Genomic DNA, 18,525 nt, shown 5'->3' with positions numbered 1-18,525 from the left:
ATGCTGGCCCAATCCGATACGCAAGCGCGCCGCATCGAAGGCAGCGGCACGCCGGACCAGGTATGGCTATCCTGGCCGGGGCTGAACGACCTGCCCTGCATCGGCGCGCACGCACTGGTGCCGCCAGGGACGCGCGCCGTCATCGTCGCGCCCCATCCCGACGATGAAATCCTCGCCTGCGGCGGCTTGCTGCAACTGCTGGCGGCGCAAGGCAGCGAATTGCTGTTTATCGCCGTCACCGATGGCGACGCCAGCCACCCGGACTCGCCCCTCTGGCCGCAGGAACGCCTGCGCCAGGTGCGTCCGCAAGAATCCGCGCTGGCGCTGGCCACGCTGGGACTGGCGTCGCCCGCATGGCTGCGCCTGCACCTGCCCGATGGCGGCGTGGCCGGCATGACGCCGCAGCTGAGCGCCGCACTGGCAGCGCAGCTGCGTCCCGGCGACAGAGTCTTCACCACCTGGCGCCTGGACGGCCATCCGGACCATGAAGCATGCGGCCGGGCCTGCGCTGCGGCCTGCGCGGCCAGCGGCGCCACCCTGGTGGAAATGCCCGTCTGGGGCTGGCACTGGGCCGCGCCGGGCGACATGCGCGTGCCGTGGCAGCGCGCGCGCCGCACTGCGCTGCTTCGCCAGCCAGATGCAGGACGACCCGTCGACGGGCCGCCCCGCCATCGTCGCCGGCGACGCCTTGCAGCGCCTGCTACATGCGTGGGAGGTGTATTTTCTATGAGCGCTACTTCCACGCCGGACGACCAGCGCGGCCGCTATTTCGAACAACTGTATCGCCAGGATGCCGACCCGTGGCGGGTGCGCCAGCGCTGGTACGAGGAGCGCAAGCGCGGCCTGCTGCTGGCCAGCCTGCCGCAGCGGCGCTACCGCCACGCCTATGAACCGGGCTGCGGCAATGGCGAGCTGACGGCCGAACTGGCGCGACGCTGCGAACGCGTGCTGGCGGCCGACCTCTCGGCCGAAGCGCTGGGGCTGGCGCAGCAGCGCCTGCTCGACGCCGGATGCGGCGCCAACGTCAGCCTCGCGCAGCACCGGCTGCCGCGGGACTGGCCGCGCATCCTGCCCGGCGCCGAGAAATTCGACCTGATCGTCCTGAGCGAGATCGCCTATTACCTGTCGCCGCAAGAACTGGCGCGCGTGGTCGAACACAGCATCGCCAGCCTGGCGCCGGGCGGCGACATCGTCCTGTGCCACTGGCGCGCGCCGTTCGCGCAGCGCATCGTCTCGACCGTGCGCGTACATGCGGCCTTCCAGGACGCGCCCGGCCTGCACCGCGTGCTGCGGCACGAAGAAAGCGACTTCCTGCTGGGGATCTGGTCGAACGATGCGCGCTCGGTGGCGCAGCGCGAGGGTTTCGCATGATCGGCGTGGTGGTGCCCGTGCATAACGAAGAAGCATGCCTGGGGGCCTGCCTGGACGCGTTGCGCCTTGCCGCCACCTGTCCCTTGCTGCATGGCGAGGCGGTGTGCATCGTCATCGTGCTCGATGCCTGCAGCGACCAGTCGCAGCGCATCGTGCTGACGCATGCCATGCAGGCGGACCTGCGCTGGCGTCTCGACTGCATCGCCATCCATGCGCGGAACGTGGGCACCGCGCGCGCCGCCGGCGCGCGGCAACTGCTGCAGCGCGGCGCTCGCTGGCTGGCCTTTACGGATGCGGATACGCGCGTGTCGCCCTCCTGGCTGAGCACCCAGCTGGGCCTGGACGCCGATGCCGTCTGCGGCACGGTGGCGGTGGACGACTGGTCGCCGCACGGCCCCAGTGCCGCTGCGCTGCGCCGGCACTTCGCCCAGACCTACACCGATGCCGACGGCCACCGCCACATCCATGGCGCCAATTTCGGCGTGCGCGCCAGCGCCTACCTGCGCGCCGGCGGCTTCGCGCCACTGGCCTGCAGCGAAGACGTGGCCATGGTGGCCGCGCTGCAAGAATGCGGCGCGCACATCGCCTGGAGCGCCGCGCCGCGCGTCACCACCAGCGCCCGCCGCCATGCCAGGGCACGGGGCGGCTTTGGCGATACCTTGCTGCAGGTGGTGGCGGAGATGGAAGCGTCACCACACCTGACGCCGACCTAGAGCCTGTCCCAGTAGATGAATACATCCCCTGCTGGCGCCCCTCAGAAGCGGGGACTGCGTTGATCGTCGTCGCGTGGCTCGCCACGCGTCCTCCTCACGCCTTGTCCGCGCTCCTGATGAACTGCCAGCAGAAGACGCTCACTACTGGGATAGGCTCTTAGCGCATCGCCTCCGGCAAACCCGGCGCAAATTCGGCGCCGTGCTTGACCTGCGCGGTGGACGCCTTCAGGGTCGCACCGATCGGCTCGGCGCGGCCCGCCAGGCACTGCCCCAGGAAGTTTTCCGTCACCGCATTGAAAGCGATGTTGTTGACGGGACGGGCGAAGCCATGGCCCTCGTCGGGGAACAGCACATACGTGACGGGGATATTCTTGGCCGCCATGGCCGCCACGATCTGGTCCGACTCGGCCACGTTGACGCGCGGGTCGTTCGCCCCCTGGCCGATCAGCAGGGGCCGCTGGATGTTCTGCGCAAAGTTCAGCGGCGAGCGCTCCTTCAGCAGCGCGCGGCCGTCTTCCGTGGTCGGATCACCCATGCGCTTGTAAAACTGCTGCTTGCCCGCTTCCCAGTACGGCGGAATCGTTTGCAGCAGGGTAAACAGGTTCGACGGGCCGACGATATCGACCCCGCAGGCAAACGTCGTCGGCGTGAACGCCATGCCGGCCAGGGTGGCGTAGCCACCGTAGGAGCCGCCCATGATGGCCACCTTGTCCGCCGTGGTCACGCCGCTCTTGACGGCCCATTGCACCGCGTCGAGCAAGTCATCATGCATCTTGCGGCCCCACTGCAGGTCACCGGCCGAGATGAATTGCTTGCCGAAGCCCGTCGAGCCGCGGTAGTTCACCGACAGCACGGCGTAGCCGCGGTTGGCCAGCCACTGGTGGTAGCCGTTGTAGCCGTAGGTATCGCGCGCCCATGGCCCGCCGTGCACCAGCAGCACCATCGGCACCGCCTGCGTGGCCTTGCCGCCAGCATTCGCCTTCGATGCATGCGGCAGGGTCAGGTAAGACACCAGGGTCAGGCCGTCGCGTGCCTTGATTTCCTGTGGGTACATGGGCACCAGCGGCGCGCCTTCCAGTTCCGGGCGCGTGACGTACAGCTGCGTCAGCTTCTTGGTCTTGCGCTCATACAGCCAGCTCGATGCCGGCGCCGTGACGGTATCGACGCCCACCAGCCACTTGTCGTCGGCTTCCGTGCGCGACGTCACGTTGAACTGGCCCTTCGCATGCTTCTTCAGGAAAGCCAGGTCGGCCTTCAGGTCGTCCGTCAGCGGCAGGTATTCCTGCTGCAGATAGTCGACGGAATAGGCTTGCACCTTGCCCGTGCGCGTGTCGTACAGGGCGTCAGAAATGTCGGCGCGCGGGTCTTGCGCCACCAGCGTGGTCTTGCCGCTGGCGACATCCTGCGCCAGCAGCGCCGAGGTATTGCGGCCGCGCGAGTCGGTCCAGTACAAGGTCTTGCCATCGACCGTAAACGCCAGCGGCGCCGTCGTCTGCGAGTCTTCCAGGCCCACCTCGGTCAGCGGCGTGCTCTCGACCTTGCCGTCCGTCAGGCGGAAATACTGCATGCCGCCATCGGCGCGCGCCTTGCTGGCCATACGCAAATTGAGCAATTCATCGGCCAGGTAGCCGCCATAGCCATCGTTCTGCTGCACCAGGGTCAGCTTGCCGCTGGCCAGCTCCAGGCTGTACACGTCGTGCCAGCGCGCATCGCGGTTATTGATGCCCACCAGGATGCGGTCCTTGACCTTGCTGCTGATCTGGACGATCCGCACGCGCGTCTTCTCGAACGGCGTGTAATTGATCTGCTTGCCCGTTGCCACGTTCACGCCATACAGCAGGAAGTTTTCATCGCCGCCCTTGTCCTGGATGAACAGCAGGGTTGTCGAGTCGGGCGACCAGAAGCTGCCGCGGATGGGCCGCACCTTCTCTTGCGTCAGCGGGCGCGCCTGCGCCGGGTCGCTGGCCGGCGCCACCCACACATTGAGCACGCCATCGCGCGGCGCGATCCACGACAGCCACTTGCCATCCGGGCTGATGCGCCCGCCGGACTTGCTGGGATTACCAAAGATCTTCGCCCGCTCGATCAGCGGCGTGTGATTGACAGGGGCTTGGGCGTGCGCCGGCAGCGCGGCGGCAAACAACAGGGCAGGCAGGGCATAGCGAATCATGGACACCTCATGGTTACTGGATGAAGGGAAACATCACACGTGCATGTGCCAGCAAATCATAGGCGAAAGCCGTGTTGCCAGGTTGATGACAGCGACAGGGGACGGAAATCGGGGGATAGAATGGCGAAAACGGGGGCTGGCAGGTGCGTCAAATCACTGACGCGAGCGCGGCCAGGGGCTTGCTTAGCAAACGCCGCCAGCCTCGCTGGTGCCTGTAAGCAGGTCAAGCCCAAGCAGGCAGGTGTAGCCGTTTTCCCTGCTGTAGACGCATAGAAGATGCCCTCGGCGCCGCTCGCGGTCTTCAGGGTCGCCGCTGCAAGCATGCTCGCGCCGCACGTCAGGCCCGAGACCATTGAACAAATCCCGTGCACTCTGAGCCTGCGCCAGGACAACCCAATCGATCAACTCGACATGTCCAGCTACAAGACCGGACGGCGCGAGGTGCTGGCCACGCATACGCAAGTGCAGGCGATACGGGAAGCCGGCATGATGAGCAAGGAACGCAAGGGCACAGGTTTGAGCATCCCGACGGCCAGCGGTCCCATGTTCGCCTGCATCATCGATATGTCCTATCTGCTATGGGCGCGCGGCATTGATATCCGCATGCTAAAAGAATCACAGATTGAAGATGGGCGGATCAGAATCAAGCCAAGCAAGACACAAAAAACCAGTGGCAAGGCGGTCGATATCGTCGTTACGCCTGAGATTGCCGAAGTGATCGCCCGCGCCCGTGGACTGAAAATCAAGTATGGGCTGATCAGCCAGTTCGTGTTCCCGACGCAAAAAGGCGGCGCCTACACCCGCTCGGGCCTTAGTTCAATGTGGGATCGCGCAAAGGAGCGAATTGGAATGAAGGATGACGTGGTATTCCGCGATATCCGGGCCTTGGCGGCCACGGATGCGGCACGGCGCGGCGAGAACCGCAGCGACATTCAAAAGCGCCTGGTGCACACGTCAGGCAAGACCACGGATATCTACATCAAGGAAGTGATTGCGGATGTTTCCGAGATTCCGATGGACTTACCCTGGCTTGAGTAAAGCCCGACTTTTGCAAATAGCCGCCATCCTCTGTCAACGCTGGATGGCTGCTTTCGCCCCTTTGCGGTCGGTCAGAGTTCGGTTGTACATGCAAGGCGCTCGACCTACATGTCTTGCCTTTGAGATCGTTTAGCATTCAAAACAGTTCATCAGGTGGCTGTTCAATTGAGCCGCCTGAGCAACTAACAATGAATTGCGTAGCGCGCGCGCAAAGGGCCTCGCTAGGTGAGCGAACGACCAGAACGAGGGGGCCATGAGGGAGAAGGTCTATGCTCAATTGTTCATCTTGCCCTGCCCCGCGCAAGGCTACAGTGAGTTCTGTCCATTCGCTATCTAGGGCCGTCATACTATTTCCGTCTGAGTCATAGTCGCAACCCGCCCCCCACAAGTGTTCAGCCACAAGGTGGAACGCAGGCCTAGGACCTGGACGCCTAATATAGAGAACGTGTTCGGAGTCCATACTCATTATCCTAAGAACGTGTTATTACGATCATGCATGATATATCTCGATTGCCAATGTCGGGTTCTGGCCGATTGCAGCCGCCAAATCTTCCGGGTTGCCAGCTACGCGACCAAAAAATCATCAGTTGAGCCATCCGGCCAAATGGTTGTGTAGATATCATCAGAAAGCAATCGGTATCCAGCTTTTACATCATGTAGCAATTTGAACCTATCTAGGATGGGTTTGCTCGCTTCAAACACGGCCGTCGGATTTGTGGCCAGAATAAAAATATTTATCTCGCCACAGCCCATATCATGGCCGTCGACGTCAACAATGTCATTCAACTCAATGGAAAGTTCCTTTTCCAAATTCATCATTACGTCGAAGTCACCTAGAGAGTCGCCACGTACCTGCAGTACCAACTGATAGCTCATATCACCTCGTAAATCCCATCACACTGAAAATTTTCGGCCGTTCGAAGGGCTGCTTCTGGCCGATAGGGGACATCAGCATGCGGCACTGAAAATCATACGTCATGTAAACGGGAAAACCCAGCACCGATATTATACAAACGTATAATATACAGTACTGGGTTTCTATACAGCTTGCGCTGTAACTCCTTGAATCTAATGGTCGGGACGGGAAGATTCGAACTTCCGACCCCATGCACCCCATGCATGTACGCTACCAGGCTGCGCTACGCCCCGACGAGGTGGGAATTATAGCAGAGGCTTTTAGGTTTTTGCCATGCTTTGCGCTTGATTCATATCGAACTGCGCAAAGTTTTTTTCAGCCTGGGGGCAAAGCGTTCTACTCGCCCAGCAGCAATGCGGTCAGGACGATGCGGAAACCGGCGATCAGGGGTTCGACCTTCATGTCAGGATTGTGCACCGCTCGCACGGGCAAGCCTTGGTACATGGCGATCATGGCGTTCAGGCGCCCTTCCAGCATCCCTTCGTCGGCCGGCAAGCCGCGCTTGATGCGCGCATCGCGTATGATCGAAAGAAACAGCTTGCGCGAACGCACATCCGCGCAGTGCAACATTTCCGCGATGGCGGGGTTGCGCGACGCTTCGGCAAAAATTTCCAGCGGCATCACCCAGGTTTTCGGGTCCAGGCTTTCCAGCACATGCTCGCCAGCATTATCGACCACGGCCTGCAGCGGGTCTTCGCGCTGCGCCAGGTCCTGCATCAGGTTGGTGACCCGCTCCATGTTCTGCATGACGAAGGCGGCGATGATCGCATCCTTGCTGTCAAAATAATTATAGATGTGGCCCGCGCTCATGCCGGCCGCCTTGGAGATCTCGGCCATGCTGGCGCCGTGGAAGCCGCGGCGGCTGAAACAGCTTTCGGCCGCATCGAGCACCTGCTTGCGCCGCGTGTTGGCGCGCTCGGGATCCGGATGCTTCTTTTCAACTTGGTTCATGATTTTCCAGTAGCGCGCCGGCCCTGCCCCTGCGGACAAGGGCAAGGCCGGCGTCGGCGTCCCCGTGATTATTGGACGCCGCCAGCCGCCGCGACGGCTGTCTGCTCAGGCTGCCAACCGCCGCCCAGCACCTTGTACAAGGTCACCAGGTTGGTCGACTTGGCCAGGCGCGCCGTGATCAGGCTTTGCTGCGCCGTGTACAGCGCGCGCTGGGCCACCAGGGCGTTCAGGTAGGACTCGGCGCCCTGCTTGTAGCGCGCATCGTGGATGGTGTAGCTCTTCGTCGACGCTTCGACCAGCGAGACCTGCGATTGCAGGCGCTCGTCGATGGTGCCGCGCTGGGCCAGCGCATCGGACACTTCACGGAAGGCGACCTGGATCGCCTTTTCGTATTGTGCCACAGAGATTTCACGCTGCACCTTGGCGATATCGAGGTTGGCGCGGTTCACGCCGCCATCGAAGATCGGCAAGCTGATCTGCGGCAGGAAACTCCACGTGCCGCTGCCGCCCTTGAACAGGCCCGACAGGTTGTCGCTGACCGAACCGGCCGTGGCCGTCAGCGAAATGCGCGGGAAGAAGGCCGCGCGCGCCGCGCCGATGTTGGCGTTGGCGGCGCGCAGGGTGCGCTCCGCCGCCAGCACGTCGGGACGGCGTTGCAGCACGTCCGACGGCACGCCGGACGGAATGTCCGTCAGCGCCGTCACGGTGCCGAACTCGGCTGGCGGCAGCATATCGGCCGGCACGGGGCCGCCCACCAGCAAGACCAGCGCGTTCTGATCCAGCGCCACCTGGCTCGTGAACACAGCCACGTCGGAACGGGCCGATTCGACACTGGTCTGGGCATCGTACTTGTCCAGGCCGGAAGTAGCACCGGCACTGAAGCGGCGCACGGCCAGGTCATACGACGACTGCTGGCTCTTCAGGGTATCTTGCGCCACGCGCAGGCGCTGCTGGTCGGCCACCAGGTTCAGATAGGTGCTGGCCACTTCGGCCACCAGGCTGATCTGCTGTGCACGGCGTGCTTCTTCCGTGCCCAGATACTGTTCCAGCGCGCTGTCGGACAGGCTGCGCACGCGGCCGAAGAAGTCCAGCTCGTAGGCCGACACGCCCAGGTTCGCCGTGTACTGGCGATTGATCGACGCTTCGCCCGTCGGGCTGGCGTTTTTCGAAATGCGCGTGGCCGACTGGCCACCCGACGCCGACAGGGTCGGGATCAGCGCGGCGCGTTCGATGCCATACGTGGCGCGCGCCTTCTCGATGTTCAGGATCGAGACGCGCAGGTCACGGTTGTTGGCCAGCGCCAGTTCCAGTACCTGGCGCAGGCGCGCATCGGCAAAGAACTCGCGCCAGGCGACGTCCGCCACCGGCTTGGCGTCGGCGGCGGCCGCGTCGGCCTTGTAGGAAGGACCGGTCGGCCACGCCGTGGGCGCCGGCGCTGCCGGACGCTCGTACGTGGGAGCCAGGCTGCAACCGGCCAGCAAGGCCAGTGCCGCCATGGAGAGTAGTGATTTTTTCATATTAATGTGCATCCTTGGAAAGCGTGACGGCTGGCGCGCCAGGCGTCGCCGGCGTGGTTGGCGCGTCCGACTTCGAGAAGAAGCCGCGCACCAGCACGAAGAACACCGGCACGAAGAAGATACCGAGGAACGTGGCCGTCAACATACCGCCCAGCACGCCGATACCGATGGCGTTCTGGCTGCCGGAACCGGCGCCGCTGGAAATAGCCAGTGGCAACACACCGAGGCCGAAGGCAATCGAGGTCATCAGGATCGGACGCAGACGCAGACGCACCGCATGCAAGGTCGCGTCCAGCAGCGACATGCCCGATTCCTGCATTTCCTTGGCAAACTCGACGATCAGAATCGCGTTCTTCGCCGACAGGCCCACCACCGTGAGCAAGCCCACCTGGAAGTACACGTCGTTCGACAGGCCGAACATCCACGTCCCGAGCACGGCGCCGATCACGCCCAGCGGCACGACCAGCAGCACCGAGAACGGAATCGACCAGCTCTCATACAGCGCGGCCAGGCACAGGAAGACGATCAGCAGCGACAGCGCATACAGCTGCGGCGTCTGCGAACCGGATTCGCGCTCTTCCAGCGACACGCCGGTCCAGCTGAAGCCGATGCCAGGCGGCAGCTTGGCCACCATCTCTTCCATCGCGTTCATGGCGGCGCCCGTGCTTTGGCCCGGCGCCGGCGTACCCAGGATTTCTACCGACGGCAAGCCGTTGTAGCGTTCCAGGCGTGGCGATGCGTAAATCCATTTGCCGGTGGCAAAGGCGGAGAACGGCACCATCTGGCCAGCCGTGTTGCGCACGAACCACTTGTTCAAGTCTTCCGGCAGCATGCGCGATTCGGCATTACCTTGCATGAACACTTTCTTCACGCGACCACGGTCGAGGAAGTCGTTCACATACGAACTACCCCAGCCGACGCTCAGCACGCGGTTGATTTCCGAGAGCTGCAAGCCCAGCGCGGTGGCTTTCTGCTGGTCGATGTCGATCTTGTACTGCGGCGTGTCTTCCTGGCCGTTCGGGCGCACGCCCACCATGGCCGGATTCTGCGACGCCATGCCCAGCAACTGGTTACGCGCCGCCATCAGGGCGTCATGCCCGACACCGCCGATATCCTGCAACTGCATGTCGAAACCGGTGGCGTTACCCAGTTCCAGCACGGCAGGCGGGGCGAACGTAAACACCATCGCATCCTTGATCTGCAACAGCTTGCCCATGGCGCGACCGGCCACGGCAGGCGCTTTTTGCGCCACGTCCTTGCGCAGCGACCAGTCTTTCAGGCGCACGAAGGCGATACCCGTGTTCTGACCGTTACCACCGAAGCTGAAACCGGCGACGGCAAACACGGAAGCGACGTTGTCTTTCTCGCTGTTCATGAAGTGGTCTTCGACCTGTTCGATCACTTTCAGGGTGCGCTCTTGCGTGGCGCCCGTCGGCAATTGAATCTGCGTAAACAGGATGCCCTGGTCTTCTTCCGGCAGGAAGGAGGTCGGCAGGCGCATGAAGACAAATACCAGGCCGGCCAGCAGGATGACATACAACAGCATCGAACGGCCGCGGTGGCGGATCATGCTGCCAACCAGGCCCTGGTACTTGTTGCTGCTGCTGTCGAAACTGCGGTTGAACCAGCCGAAGAAACCCTTGTTCGTCGCGTGATGGCCTTTTTCGACCGGTTTGAGCAGGGTGGCGCACAAGGCTGGCGTAAACACCAGCGCGACGATGACGGACAGCACCATCGACGAGACGATGGTGATCGAGAACTGGCGGTAAATCACGCCCGTCGAACCGCCGAAGAAGGCCATCGGCACGAACACGGCCGACAGCACCATGGCGATACCGACCAGCGCGCCCGTGATCTGCGTCATGGACTTGCGCGTCGCTTCCAGCGGCGACAAGCCCTCTTCGCTCATCACGCGCTCGACGTTTTCCACCACCACGATGGCATCATCAACCAGCAGACCGATGGCCAGCACCATGGCGAACATGGTGAGCGTATTGATCGAATAGCCGAACGCGTTCAGGATGCCGAAGGTACCGAGCAGCACGACCGGCACGGCCATGGTCGGGATCAGCGTGGCGCGGAAGTTTTGCAGGAACAGATACATCACCAGGAACACCAGGATGACCGCTTCGACCAGCGTCTTGACCACTTCTTCGATCGACAGTTTCACGAACGGGGTGGTATCGAACGCCACCTGGTAGCTCATGCCTTCAGGGAATTGCTTGCTCAGGTTGCCCAGCATGGCTTTCGCCGCATTGGCCGTATCGAGCGCGTTCGCGCCCGTCGCCAGCTTGATCGCCACGCCGGTGGCCGCATGGCCGTTGTAGCGGGCCACGGTGTTGTAGTTCTCGCGGCCCAGTTCCATGCTGGCCACGTCCTTCAGGTACACCATGGCACCGTTGGTCGTGGTTTTCAGCAAGATGGCGCCGAACTGCTCCACCGTTTGCAAGCGGCTTTGCGCCGACACGGTCGCGTTCAGCTGCTGGCCCTTGACGGACGGCGTGCCGCCCAGCTCACCGGCCGACACTTCGGCATTCTGCGCCTGCACGGCCGTGATCACGTCCGCCGGGGTCAGATTAAAACTTTGCAGCTTGGCCGGGTCGAGCCAGATACGCATGGCGTACTGCGAACCGAACAGGGTCACATCGCCCACGCCGGCAACACGGCTGAGCGGATCGACGACGTTGGCGGCCACATAGTCGCTCAAGTCGGTCTGGTCCATCTTGCCGTTTTCGGAAATGAAGCCGAACACCATCAGGAAGTTCTTCGTGGCTTTCGACACGACCAGGCCTTGCTGCGTGACAGCCGTCGGCAGCAGTGGCGTGGCCAGCTGCAGCTTGTTCTGTACCTGCACCTGGGCGATGTCCGGGTTGGTGCCGCTGCTAAACGTCAGCGTGATGCTGATGCCGCCAGTGGCATCGCTCGACGAGGCCATGTAGCGCAAGCCGTCGATACCCTTCATCTTTTGTTCGATGACCTGGGTGACCGCATCTTCCACGGTCTTGGCGGAGGCGCCAGGGTAGGAGCCGCTGATCGAAATCGACGGCGGGGCGATGCTCGGGTACTGCGCGATCGGCAGGCTGAGGATCGAAATCACGCCGGCAAGCATGATGACGATCGCGACCACCCAGGCAAAAATCGGGCGGTCAATGAAAAAACGGGCCATTAATATTCTCCTGAATTAGTGGGCGCTGGCGGCCGATGCGGCGGCGGAAGCGGCAGCGGCAGGAGCAGCGTCGGCCTTGGCCGGCACGGTGACGGCTGGCGCGCCTGGCTTGACTTTTTGCAAGCCTTCCACGATCACGCGGTCGCCTGCGGCCAGACCGGACGTCACCAGCCAGTTGGTGCCGACGGTGCCGCTGGTGGTCAGCACGCGCTGCTCGACCTTGTTTTCCTTGTTCAGGATCAAGGCGGTCGCCTGGCCCTTCTGGTTGCGCGTCACGCCCACTTGCGGCACGGTGATGGCTTTTTCATCGACGCCCGTTTCCAGCTGCGCGCGTACGTACATGCCTGGCAGTAATTCACCTTTCGGGTTCGGGAACAGCGCGCGCAGGATCACGTTGCCGGTGGTCGGATCGACCGTCACGCCGGCGAACTGCAGCTTGCCCGACTCGCCGTACTTGCTGCCGTCCGGCAAGATCAAGTCAACCTTGGCCTGGCCTTCGCCGACTTTCTTCAGCGAACCGTCGGCCATCTGGCGTTTCAGGCGCAGCAGGTCGGTGCTCGACTGGGTCACGTCGACATAGATCGGGTCGAGTTGCTGTACCGTGGTCAGCGCTTCAGCCTGGCCCGCCGTCACCAGCGCGCCGGCCGTCACGGACGAGCGGCTGGTGCGGCCGCTGATCGGCGCCGTCACGGTGCTGTATTTCAGGTTGATGTTGGCCGATTCCAGCGCCGCGGTGGCGGACTCGACGTCTGCCTTGGCTTGCTCGAACGCGGCGACGGCATCATCGTATTCCTGTCGGCTCACGCCTTCGATGGCAACCAGTTCCTTGTAGCGCGACGCTTTCGGGCCGGCCGTCAGCAGGTTGGCCTTGGCTTTCGACAGCGCGGCCTTGGCCGAGTTGTATGCCGCCTGGTAGGTGGCCGAGTCGATCTGGTACAGGGCCGTGCCTGCTTTCACATCGCTACCCTCGACAAACAGGCGCTTCTGGATCAAACCGCCGACTTGCGGACGCACATCGGCGACCTGGTAGGCATTCGTACGGCCGGGCAATTCGGCGCTCATCGGCAACGCGGCCGGATTAACAGTAAACACGACCACCTGTGGCGCTTGCTGCGCGCGAGGTGCTTCCTGTTTTTTACTGCAGCCGGCCATGATTACAGTGGCGCACAGAACGGCAATAGCGCCGCTCGTACGCGGCGACGTCAATGAAAAGGTTGGTTGCATCTTGGACTTTCTGAAAAAGAAGCTGGCTAGTGTCGTTAGAAATGACTAAATTTATTAACGCAGATCAAAGAATGAACGATCATTCTAAAATCGTCAAGCATCGTTACAATTGAAACAAAGCAACTATCAAGTGAATTAAATTATCAATGAGGCAATAAAATGAGGACAGCAACAGCGGCGGCACACCAGCAAAGTTGAGCAGGAACCTGGCGGACGGTGGCAAAAACGGCACGGCGGAAAAGGTGGATTGCGTGATTACTTTAGCAGGGTCAAGATTTCTTTGCTGAACTGGCCGACAAGGACGCAACACTGGCCCTCATGCGAGGCGTGGCAAATAATTATTTACCAATGGTATCGAAAAGACATGCGGAGGCAGACGCGCTACTATGCTGTCCACGGCGTGGCGAAGCGGGGGCGCGATGATGACAGCACAGGCGCAAGGGCAGGTGCAAGGAACGGCGCAACACGGGGGCGTGAGCGGCCCGGACGCGGCCCCACTGCTGTCGACGGGCGTTCCCGGCCTCGACACCGTACTCACGGGCGGCTTGCTGGCCGAGCGCCTGTACCTGCTCGAAGGCGTGCCCGGCACAGGCAAGACCACGCTGGCGCTGCAATTTCTGGCCGAAGGGGCACGCAATGGCGTACCCGTGCTGTATCTCGCCCTGGCCGAATCCGAGGTCGAGCTGCGCGGCGCCGCGCTGTCGCACGGCTGGGACCTGGCCGGCATCGCCATCGAAGAGGTGGCGCCCAGCGACGACATGCTCGACCCCGGGCGCCAGTACACCATCTTCCATCCGTCCGAAATCGAGCTGGCCTCGACCAACCAGCGCATCCTGGCCGCCATCGACAAGCACCGCCCGGCGCGCCTGGTGCTCGACTCGCTGTCCGAACTGCAACTACTGGCGGAAAACCCCCTGCGCTACCGGCGCCAGGTGCTGGCGTTGAAGCGCTACCTGGCCAGCCGGCACTGCACCACCGTGCTGATCGATGACCGTTCCGCGCTCGACGACGGCTTGCAGGTGCGTAGCGTGGCCCATTGCGTGATCTCGCTGGAACTGCAAAACCAGGCGTATGGCAATGACCGGCGCCGCGTGCGCGTGGTGAAATACCGGGGCGTGCCGTTTCGCAGCGGCACGCACGACTACAAGATCGCCCGTGACGGCCTGGTCGTCTATCCGCGCCTGGTGGCGGCCGACACGCGCCGCGATGGCGACCATCGGCGCCTGTCGAGCGGCGTGCCCGAACTCGACACCATGACAGGCGGCGGCCTGGAAGAAGGCATGAGCACGCTCATTTCCGGCCCCGCCGGCAGCGGCAAGTCCACCCTGGCGGCGCAATTCGTGCACGCGGCAACAAAGCGCGGCGAACAGTGCGCCATGTTCCTGTTCGAAGAAGCGCGCAGCAAGCTGCTGAAACGGGCCGACAACGTGGGCATGCACCTGCAGGCGGCGCTCGACACGGGCTTGCTGAGCGCACAGCAGATCGATCCGGCCGAGCTGACACCGGGAGAATTTGCCCAGGCCGTGGTCGACGCGGCGGAGCAAGGCGCCCGCGTGATCGTCATCGATAGCCTGAACGGCTACATGCATGCGGTGCCCGACGAACGCTTCCAGAGCACCTACCTGCATGAACTGCTCAATTATCTGAGCCAGCGCGGCGTGTCCACCCTGCTGGTCGGCGTGCAGCAAAACATGCTGGGCACCGCGATGACCACCTCGGCCGACGCCAGCTACTTGGCCGACGGCGTCATCATGCTGCGCTATTACGAAACGGAAGGCGAGGTGCGGCAAGCCATTTCCGTCTTCAAGAAACGCGGCAGTGCGCACGAACGCAGCATCCGCCGTTTCGAAATCAGCGCGCAGGGCATCCGCATCGGCCCGGCCCTGGCCGGCTTTCACGGCATCCTGTCGGGCTTGCCCACCGTCGGCGGCACGCCCTTCCCCTAGGAAACGCCATGGAGCAGCGCATCCTGATCTACGCGCCTGCCGGCCAGGATGCCGCCCTGGCCGGCACCGTCTTGGCGGGCAGCGCCATCGCCAGCCATGCCTGCCGCTCCGCCGACGAGCTGGCCGAGCAGCTGGCGTTGGGTGCCGGCGGCGTGCTGACGGTGGACGAGGCGCTGCATGCGGGCGTGTATGCCGTGCTCGACGCATATGCCCGGCAGCAGCCGGACTGGTCCGACTTGCCCATCATCCTGCTGACGCACGCGGGGCTCGATTCCCTGCCCTTGCGGCAAGCCATTGCCACCCTGGGCAACCTGACCCTGCTGGAACGCCCCGTGCACATCCTGACCCTGATCACGTCGGCGCACGCCATGCTGCGCGCGCGCCAGCGCCAGTACCAGGTGCGCGAGACGCAGCGGCGCAAGGATGAATTCCTTGCCAGCCTCGGGCATGAACTGCGCAACCCGCTGGCGCCCATCAAGTCCTCCGTGGCCCTGCTCAAGCACCTGTTCCCTGCATCGGAACAGGTCGGCAAGGTGAGCGACGTGATCGAACGCCAGGTGACGCACCTGACGCGGCTGGTGGATGACTTGCTCGACGTGGCGCGCATCACTAGCGGCAAAGTAGTGCTCCAACGCAAGGACATTGCGCTACAACAAGTCCTCAGCCATGTAATCGAGCTGTGCCAGCCGGCCGCCAGCAGCCGCAACATCAGCATCGCGCTGGACTTGCCGCCGCACACGGTGATGCTGCACGCCGACTATGCGCGCCTGGTGCAGATCTTTGCGAATATCGTCTCGAACGCCGTCAAATTCACGCCGAGCGGCGGGCACATCCACATTACGGCCCGGCTGGCCGACGGTCAGCTGCAGGTGGCAGTGGAAGACAATGGCATCGGCATCGAGCCGGACGCCATCGCGCGCATCTTTTCCATGTTCGAACAGGGACGCACGGTGGCGGGCGAAATGACCAGCGGCCTGGGCATCGGCCTGAGCCTGGCGCGCCAGTTTGCTGAAATGCATGATGGCAAGATCGAAGCGCATAGCGCCGGACCCGGGCAAGGCAGCCGCTTCGTCGTCACCCTGCCCGCCAGCATGCCCGCAGGGCCGGCCGCCACGCCGGCCAGCGATGTGCCGGCCGGGCCGGCCCAGGCCGTGCAAGTGCTGGTGGTGGACGACAACCACGATGCGGCAGATTCACTGCAGACGCTGCTCCAGCTGGAAGGCCACGCCGTGCGGGTCGCCTACGACGGCGCACAGGCGCTGGCCGCCGTCGATGCCCTGTGGCCGCAACTGATCGTGATGGACCTGGGCATGCCGGGCATGGACGGCTACGAAACGGCGCGCCAGATCCGCCTGAAAGCACGGGGGCGCGACGTGCTGATGCTCGCGTTGACGGGCTGGGGCGATGCAGGAGGGCGCACGGCGCAAGCGGGGTTCGACCATCACCTGACCAAACCCGTCGATTTCGACGCCATCGCCGCCCTGCTGCAGCAGCACCTGGCGCAGCGGGCGGCGGCCACTACGCAGGCGGAGTGACTGATTTCCTTACTTCCACTTGCCGCGCAATTCCTGCACCTTTTGCTGCAGCAATTCCGGCGTGGCGGCCTCGGGCGCCACAGGCATGCCCACGGCCAGCGACAGACGCGAGCGCAAGCCCGCCTTGAAGGCGCGCTCGAACAAATGGCCATTGCGGTGGCTCAACAGATGGCCCCACAAGCCGCGCAGCGCCAGCGGAATCACGGGCACCTTGCTGCGCTCGAGGATTTTGGCGATGCCACCCTTGAATTCGCTGATCTGGCCCGTGCGCGTCAGTTTGCCTTCAGGGAAGATGCAGACGAGTTCGCCTTGATGCAGCGCTTGCGCGATATCGATGAAGGCCTTTTCCATCAGGAAAGGGTCTTCCTTGGCCGGCGCGATGGGAATCGCCTTGGCCGTGCGGAAGATCCAGCCCATCAGCGGCATCTTGAAGATGCGGTGGTCCATGACGAAGCGGATCGGGCGCGGGCTGGCCGCCATGATGACGATGGCGTCCACATAGCTGACGTGATTGCACACCAGCACCGCCGCGCCTTCCGCGGGGATGCGCTCGCCATCGACGACTTTCACGCGGTGCACGGTCTGGATCAAAATCCACGCCAGGAAGCGCATGAGGAATTCCGGTACCAGCGAGAAGATGTAAGCGGCCACCAGCGCGTTCAGAATCGCCGTGACGAGGAACAGCTGCGGTATGGTAAAGCCCTGGCCCAGCAGCACGATGGCGACACCGGCCGCCGCCACCATGAACAGGGCATTCAGGATATTCATGCCGGCAATCGTGCGCGAAATGTGTTTCGGGTCGCAGCGCGTCTGGATCAGGGCAAACAGGGGCACGATGAAGAAGCCGCCGAATACGCCGATCATGACGATGTCGAGCAGAATGCGCGGCACGCCCGCCTGGCCCACAAAAGCCAGCGCGTCGACCACTTGCGTGTTCACATACGCATTGCTGGCGAAATACAGGTCGATGCCGAACAGCGACAAGCCGATGGAGCCGAACGGCACCAGGCCGATCTCGATCTTGTGGCCGGACAGCCGCTCGCACAGCAAGGAACCCGTGCCGATGCCGACGGAAAACACGGTCAGCAACAGCACGAAGACGCTGTGGTCGCCATGCAGGAAATCCTTCGAATACACGGGAAACTGGGCCAGGATCAGGGCGCCGTAAAACCAGAACCAGGAATTGCCCAGCATGGCCAGGAAAACGGGACGGTTCTTGCGCGAAAAATTCAGGTTGCGGAACGATTCAGCGACAAAGTTCAGGCTCACCTTCAAGTCCGGCTCGGGGGCGGGGGTGCGCGGCACGCGGTAGCTGGCGATCAGGCCAAACACGGCCACGGCGATCGTCGCGCCGGCCACCAGTTCCACGCCCAGCGGCTTGTGCACGATCAAGACGGCGCCGAGGATTTCGCCCAATAAAATGCCGACAAAGGTACCCATCTCGATCAGGCCATTGCCGCCGACCAATTCCTCCGGTTTCAGCTGCTGCGGCAGATACGCATACTTGACGGGGCCGAACAGGGTCGAATGCACGCCCATGCCCACCACGGCCGCTACCAGCAGCCACAGGGTATGCGTCATCCAGCCGGTGGCGGCCACGGCCATGATGGCCAGCTCCATCCATTTGACGAAACGCGCCAGGCCCGCCTTTTCGAACTTGTCGGCCAGCTGGCCCGCCGTGGCCGAAAACACGACGTAGGGCAGGATGAACAGGCCAGGGATCAGGTTGGTGATGGTGGACGGGTCGAGCGTGGTCCAGCTCAGCGCGTCATAGGCGAGAATCACCATCAGCGCTGTCTTGAACAGATTGTCGTTGAAGGCGCCAAAGAACTGGGTCCAGAAGAACGGCCCGAAACGGCGCTGCGACAATAAGGAAAACTGGCTGCTTTGACTCATGGCATGGGGAACTGGCAATTAAGGAATTGCTAAAATACAGCACTATCCTGCGCACGACAATCTGAATGTCGTCATCTTGCTT

Annotated in this window: 12 protein-coding genes and 1 tRNA gene; 5 read left to right on the top strand and 8 right to left on the bottom strand. The window is 63.1% G+C overall.

Annotated features, from left to right (window positions below):
• Together KY494_RS29925 and KY494_RS25630 are read left to right on the top strand one after the other, a co-directional pair.
• On the top strand, positions 1–1,371 hold the full coding sequence (locus KY494_RS29925) for a bifunctional PIG-L family deacetylase/class I SAM-dependent methyltransferase (RefSeq protein WP_258194464.1): 1,371 nt from the start codon (positions 1–3) through the stop codon (positions 1,369–1,371).
• The gene (locus KY494_RS25630) at positions 1,368–2,084 is read left to right on the top strand and encodes a glycosyltransferase family 2 protein (RefSeq protein ID WP_219888665.1); all 717 of its coding nucleotides are present in this window, start codon (positions 1,368–1,370) and stop codon (positions 2,082–2,084) included. Before KY494_RS29925 ends, KY494_RS25630 begins: the two co-directional genes overlap by 4 nt.
• 157 nt (positions 2,085–2,241) lie before the next feature.
• On the opposite strand, the gene KY494_RS25625 is transcribed toward KY494_RS25630, so the two are convergent.
• Positions 2,242–4,254: a S9 family peptidase gene (locus KY494_RS25625; RefSeq protein ID WP_219888664.1), complete on the bottom strand. Its 2,013-nt coding sequence runs from the start codon at positions 4,252–4,254 to the stop codon at positions 2,242–2,244.
• Between the two features lie 276 nt (positions 4,255–4,530).
• On the opposite strand from KY494_RS25625, the gene KY494_RS25620 reads away from it, so the two are divergent.
• On the top strand, positions 4,531–5,292 hold the full coding sequence (locus KY494_RS25620; RefSeq protein WP_219888663.1) for a tyrosine-type recombinase/integrase: 762 nt from the start codon (positions 4,531–4,533) through the stop codon (positions 5,290–5,292).
• Positions 5,293–5,856: 564 nt separating this feature from the next.
• On the opposite strand, the gene KY494_RS25615 is transcribed toward KY494_RS25620, so the two are convergent.
• The 6 genes from KY494_RS25615 to KY494_RS25590 form a co-directional block, all read right to left on the bottom strand.
• Positions 5,857–6,168 carry a hypothetical protein gene (locus KY494_RS25615; protein ID WP_219888662.1) on the bottom strand — a complete coding sequence of 104 codons (312 nt, stop codon included), beginning with the start codon at positions 6,166–6,168 and terminating at the stop codon, positions 5,857–5,859.
• A 196-nt stretch (positions 6,169–6,364) separates the two neighbouring features.
• Positions 6,365–6,441: transfer RNA gene (locus KY494_RS25610), tRNA-Pro, on the bottom strand.
• Between the two features lie 103 nt (positions 6,442–6,544).
• Positions 6,545–7,159, bottom strand: coding sequence for a TetR/AcrR family transcriptional regulator (locus KY494_RS25605; protein ID WP_219888661.1), 615 nt, complete (start codon positions 7,157–7,159; stop codon positions 6,545–6,547).
• Positions 7,160–7,227: 68 nt separating this feature from the next.
• A complete protein-coding gene (gene adeC, locus KY494_RS25600) occupies positions 7,228–8,676 on the bottom strand; it encodes an AdeC/AdeK/OprM family multidrug efflux complex outer membrane factor (protein WP_219888660.1) in 1,449 nt (482 codons plus the stop codon).
• 1 nt (position 8,677) lies between these two features.
• The gene (locus KY494_RS25595; protein ID WP_219133756.1) at positions 8,678–11,842 is read right to left on the bottom strand and encodes an efflux RND transporter permease subunit; all 3,165 of its coding nucleotides are present in this window, start codon (positions 11,840–11,842) and stop codon (positions 8,678–8,680) included.
• 15 nt (positions 11,843–11,857) lie between these two features.
• Positions 11,858–13,066 (bottom strand): efflux RND transporter periplasmic adaptor subunit, encoded by a 1,209-nt coding sequence (locus tag KY494_RS25590; protein ID WP_308836401.1) that lies wholly within the window; start codon positions 13,064–13,066, stop codon positions 11,858–11,860.
• Positions 13,067–13,488: 422 nt separating this feature from the next.
• On the opposite strand from KY494_RS25590, the gene KY494_RS25585 reads away from it, so the two are divergent.
• On the top strand, positions 13,489–15,012 hold the full coding sequence (locus KY494_RS25585; protein WP_219891743.1) for an ATPase domain-containing protein: 1,524 nt from the start codon (positions 13,489–13,491) through the stop codon (positions 15,010–15,012).
• Positions 15,013–15,020: 8 nt separating this feature from the next.
• Complete coding sequence (locus KY494_RS25580) at positions 15,021–16,547, top strand: ATP-binding protein (RefSeq protein WP_219888659.1); 1,527 nt, start codon at positions 15,021–15,023, stop codon at positions 16,545–16,547.
• A 9-nt stretch (positions 16,548–16,556) separates the two neighbouring features.
• On the opposite strand, the gene KY494_RS25575 is transcribed toward KY494_RS25580, so the two are convergent.
• Positions 16,557–18,443, bottom strand: a complete 1,887-nt coding sequence (locus KY494_RS25575; protein WP_219133761.1) for an MFS transporter — start codon at positions 18,441–18,443, stop codon at positions 16,557–16,559.
• Between the last annotated feature and the right edge of the window lie 82 nt (positions 18,444–18,525).

It is taken from the genome of Janthinobacterium sp. PAMC25594 (assembly GCF_019443505.1).
In the GTDB taxonomy this organism is placed as follows: Bacteria; Pseudomonadota; Gammaproteobacteria; order Burkholderiales; family Burkholderiaceae_D; genus Janthinobacterium.
This window is presented reverse-complemented; position numbering and strand designations above follow the sequence as displayed.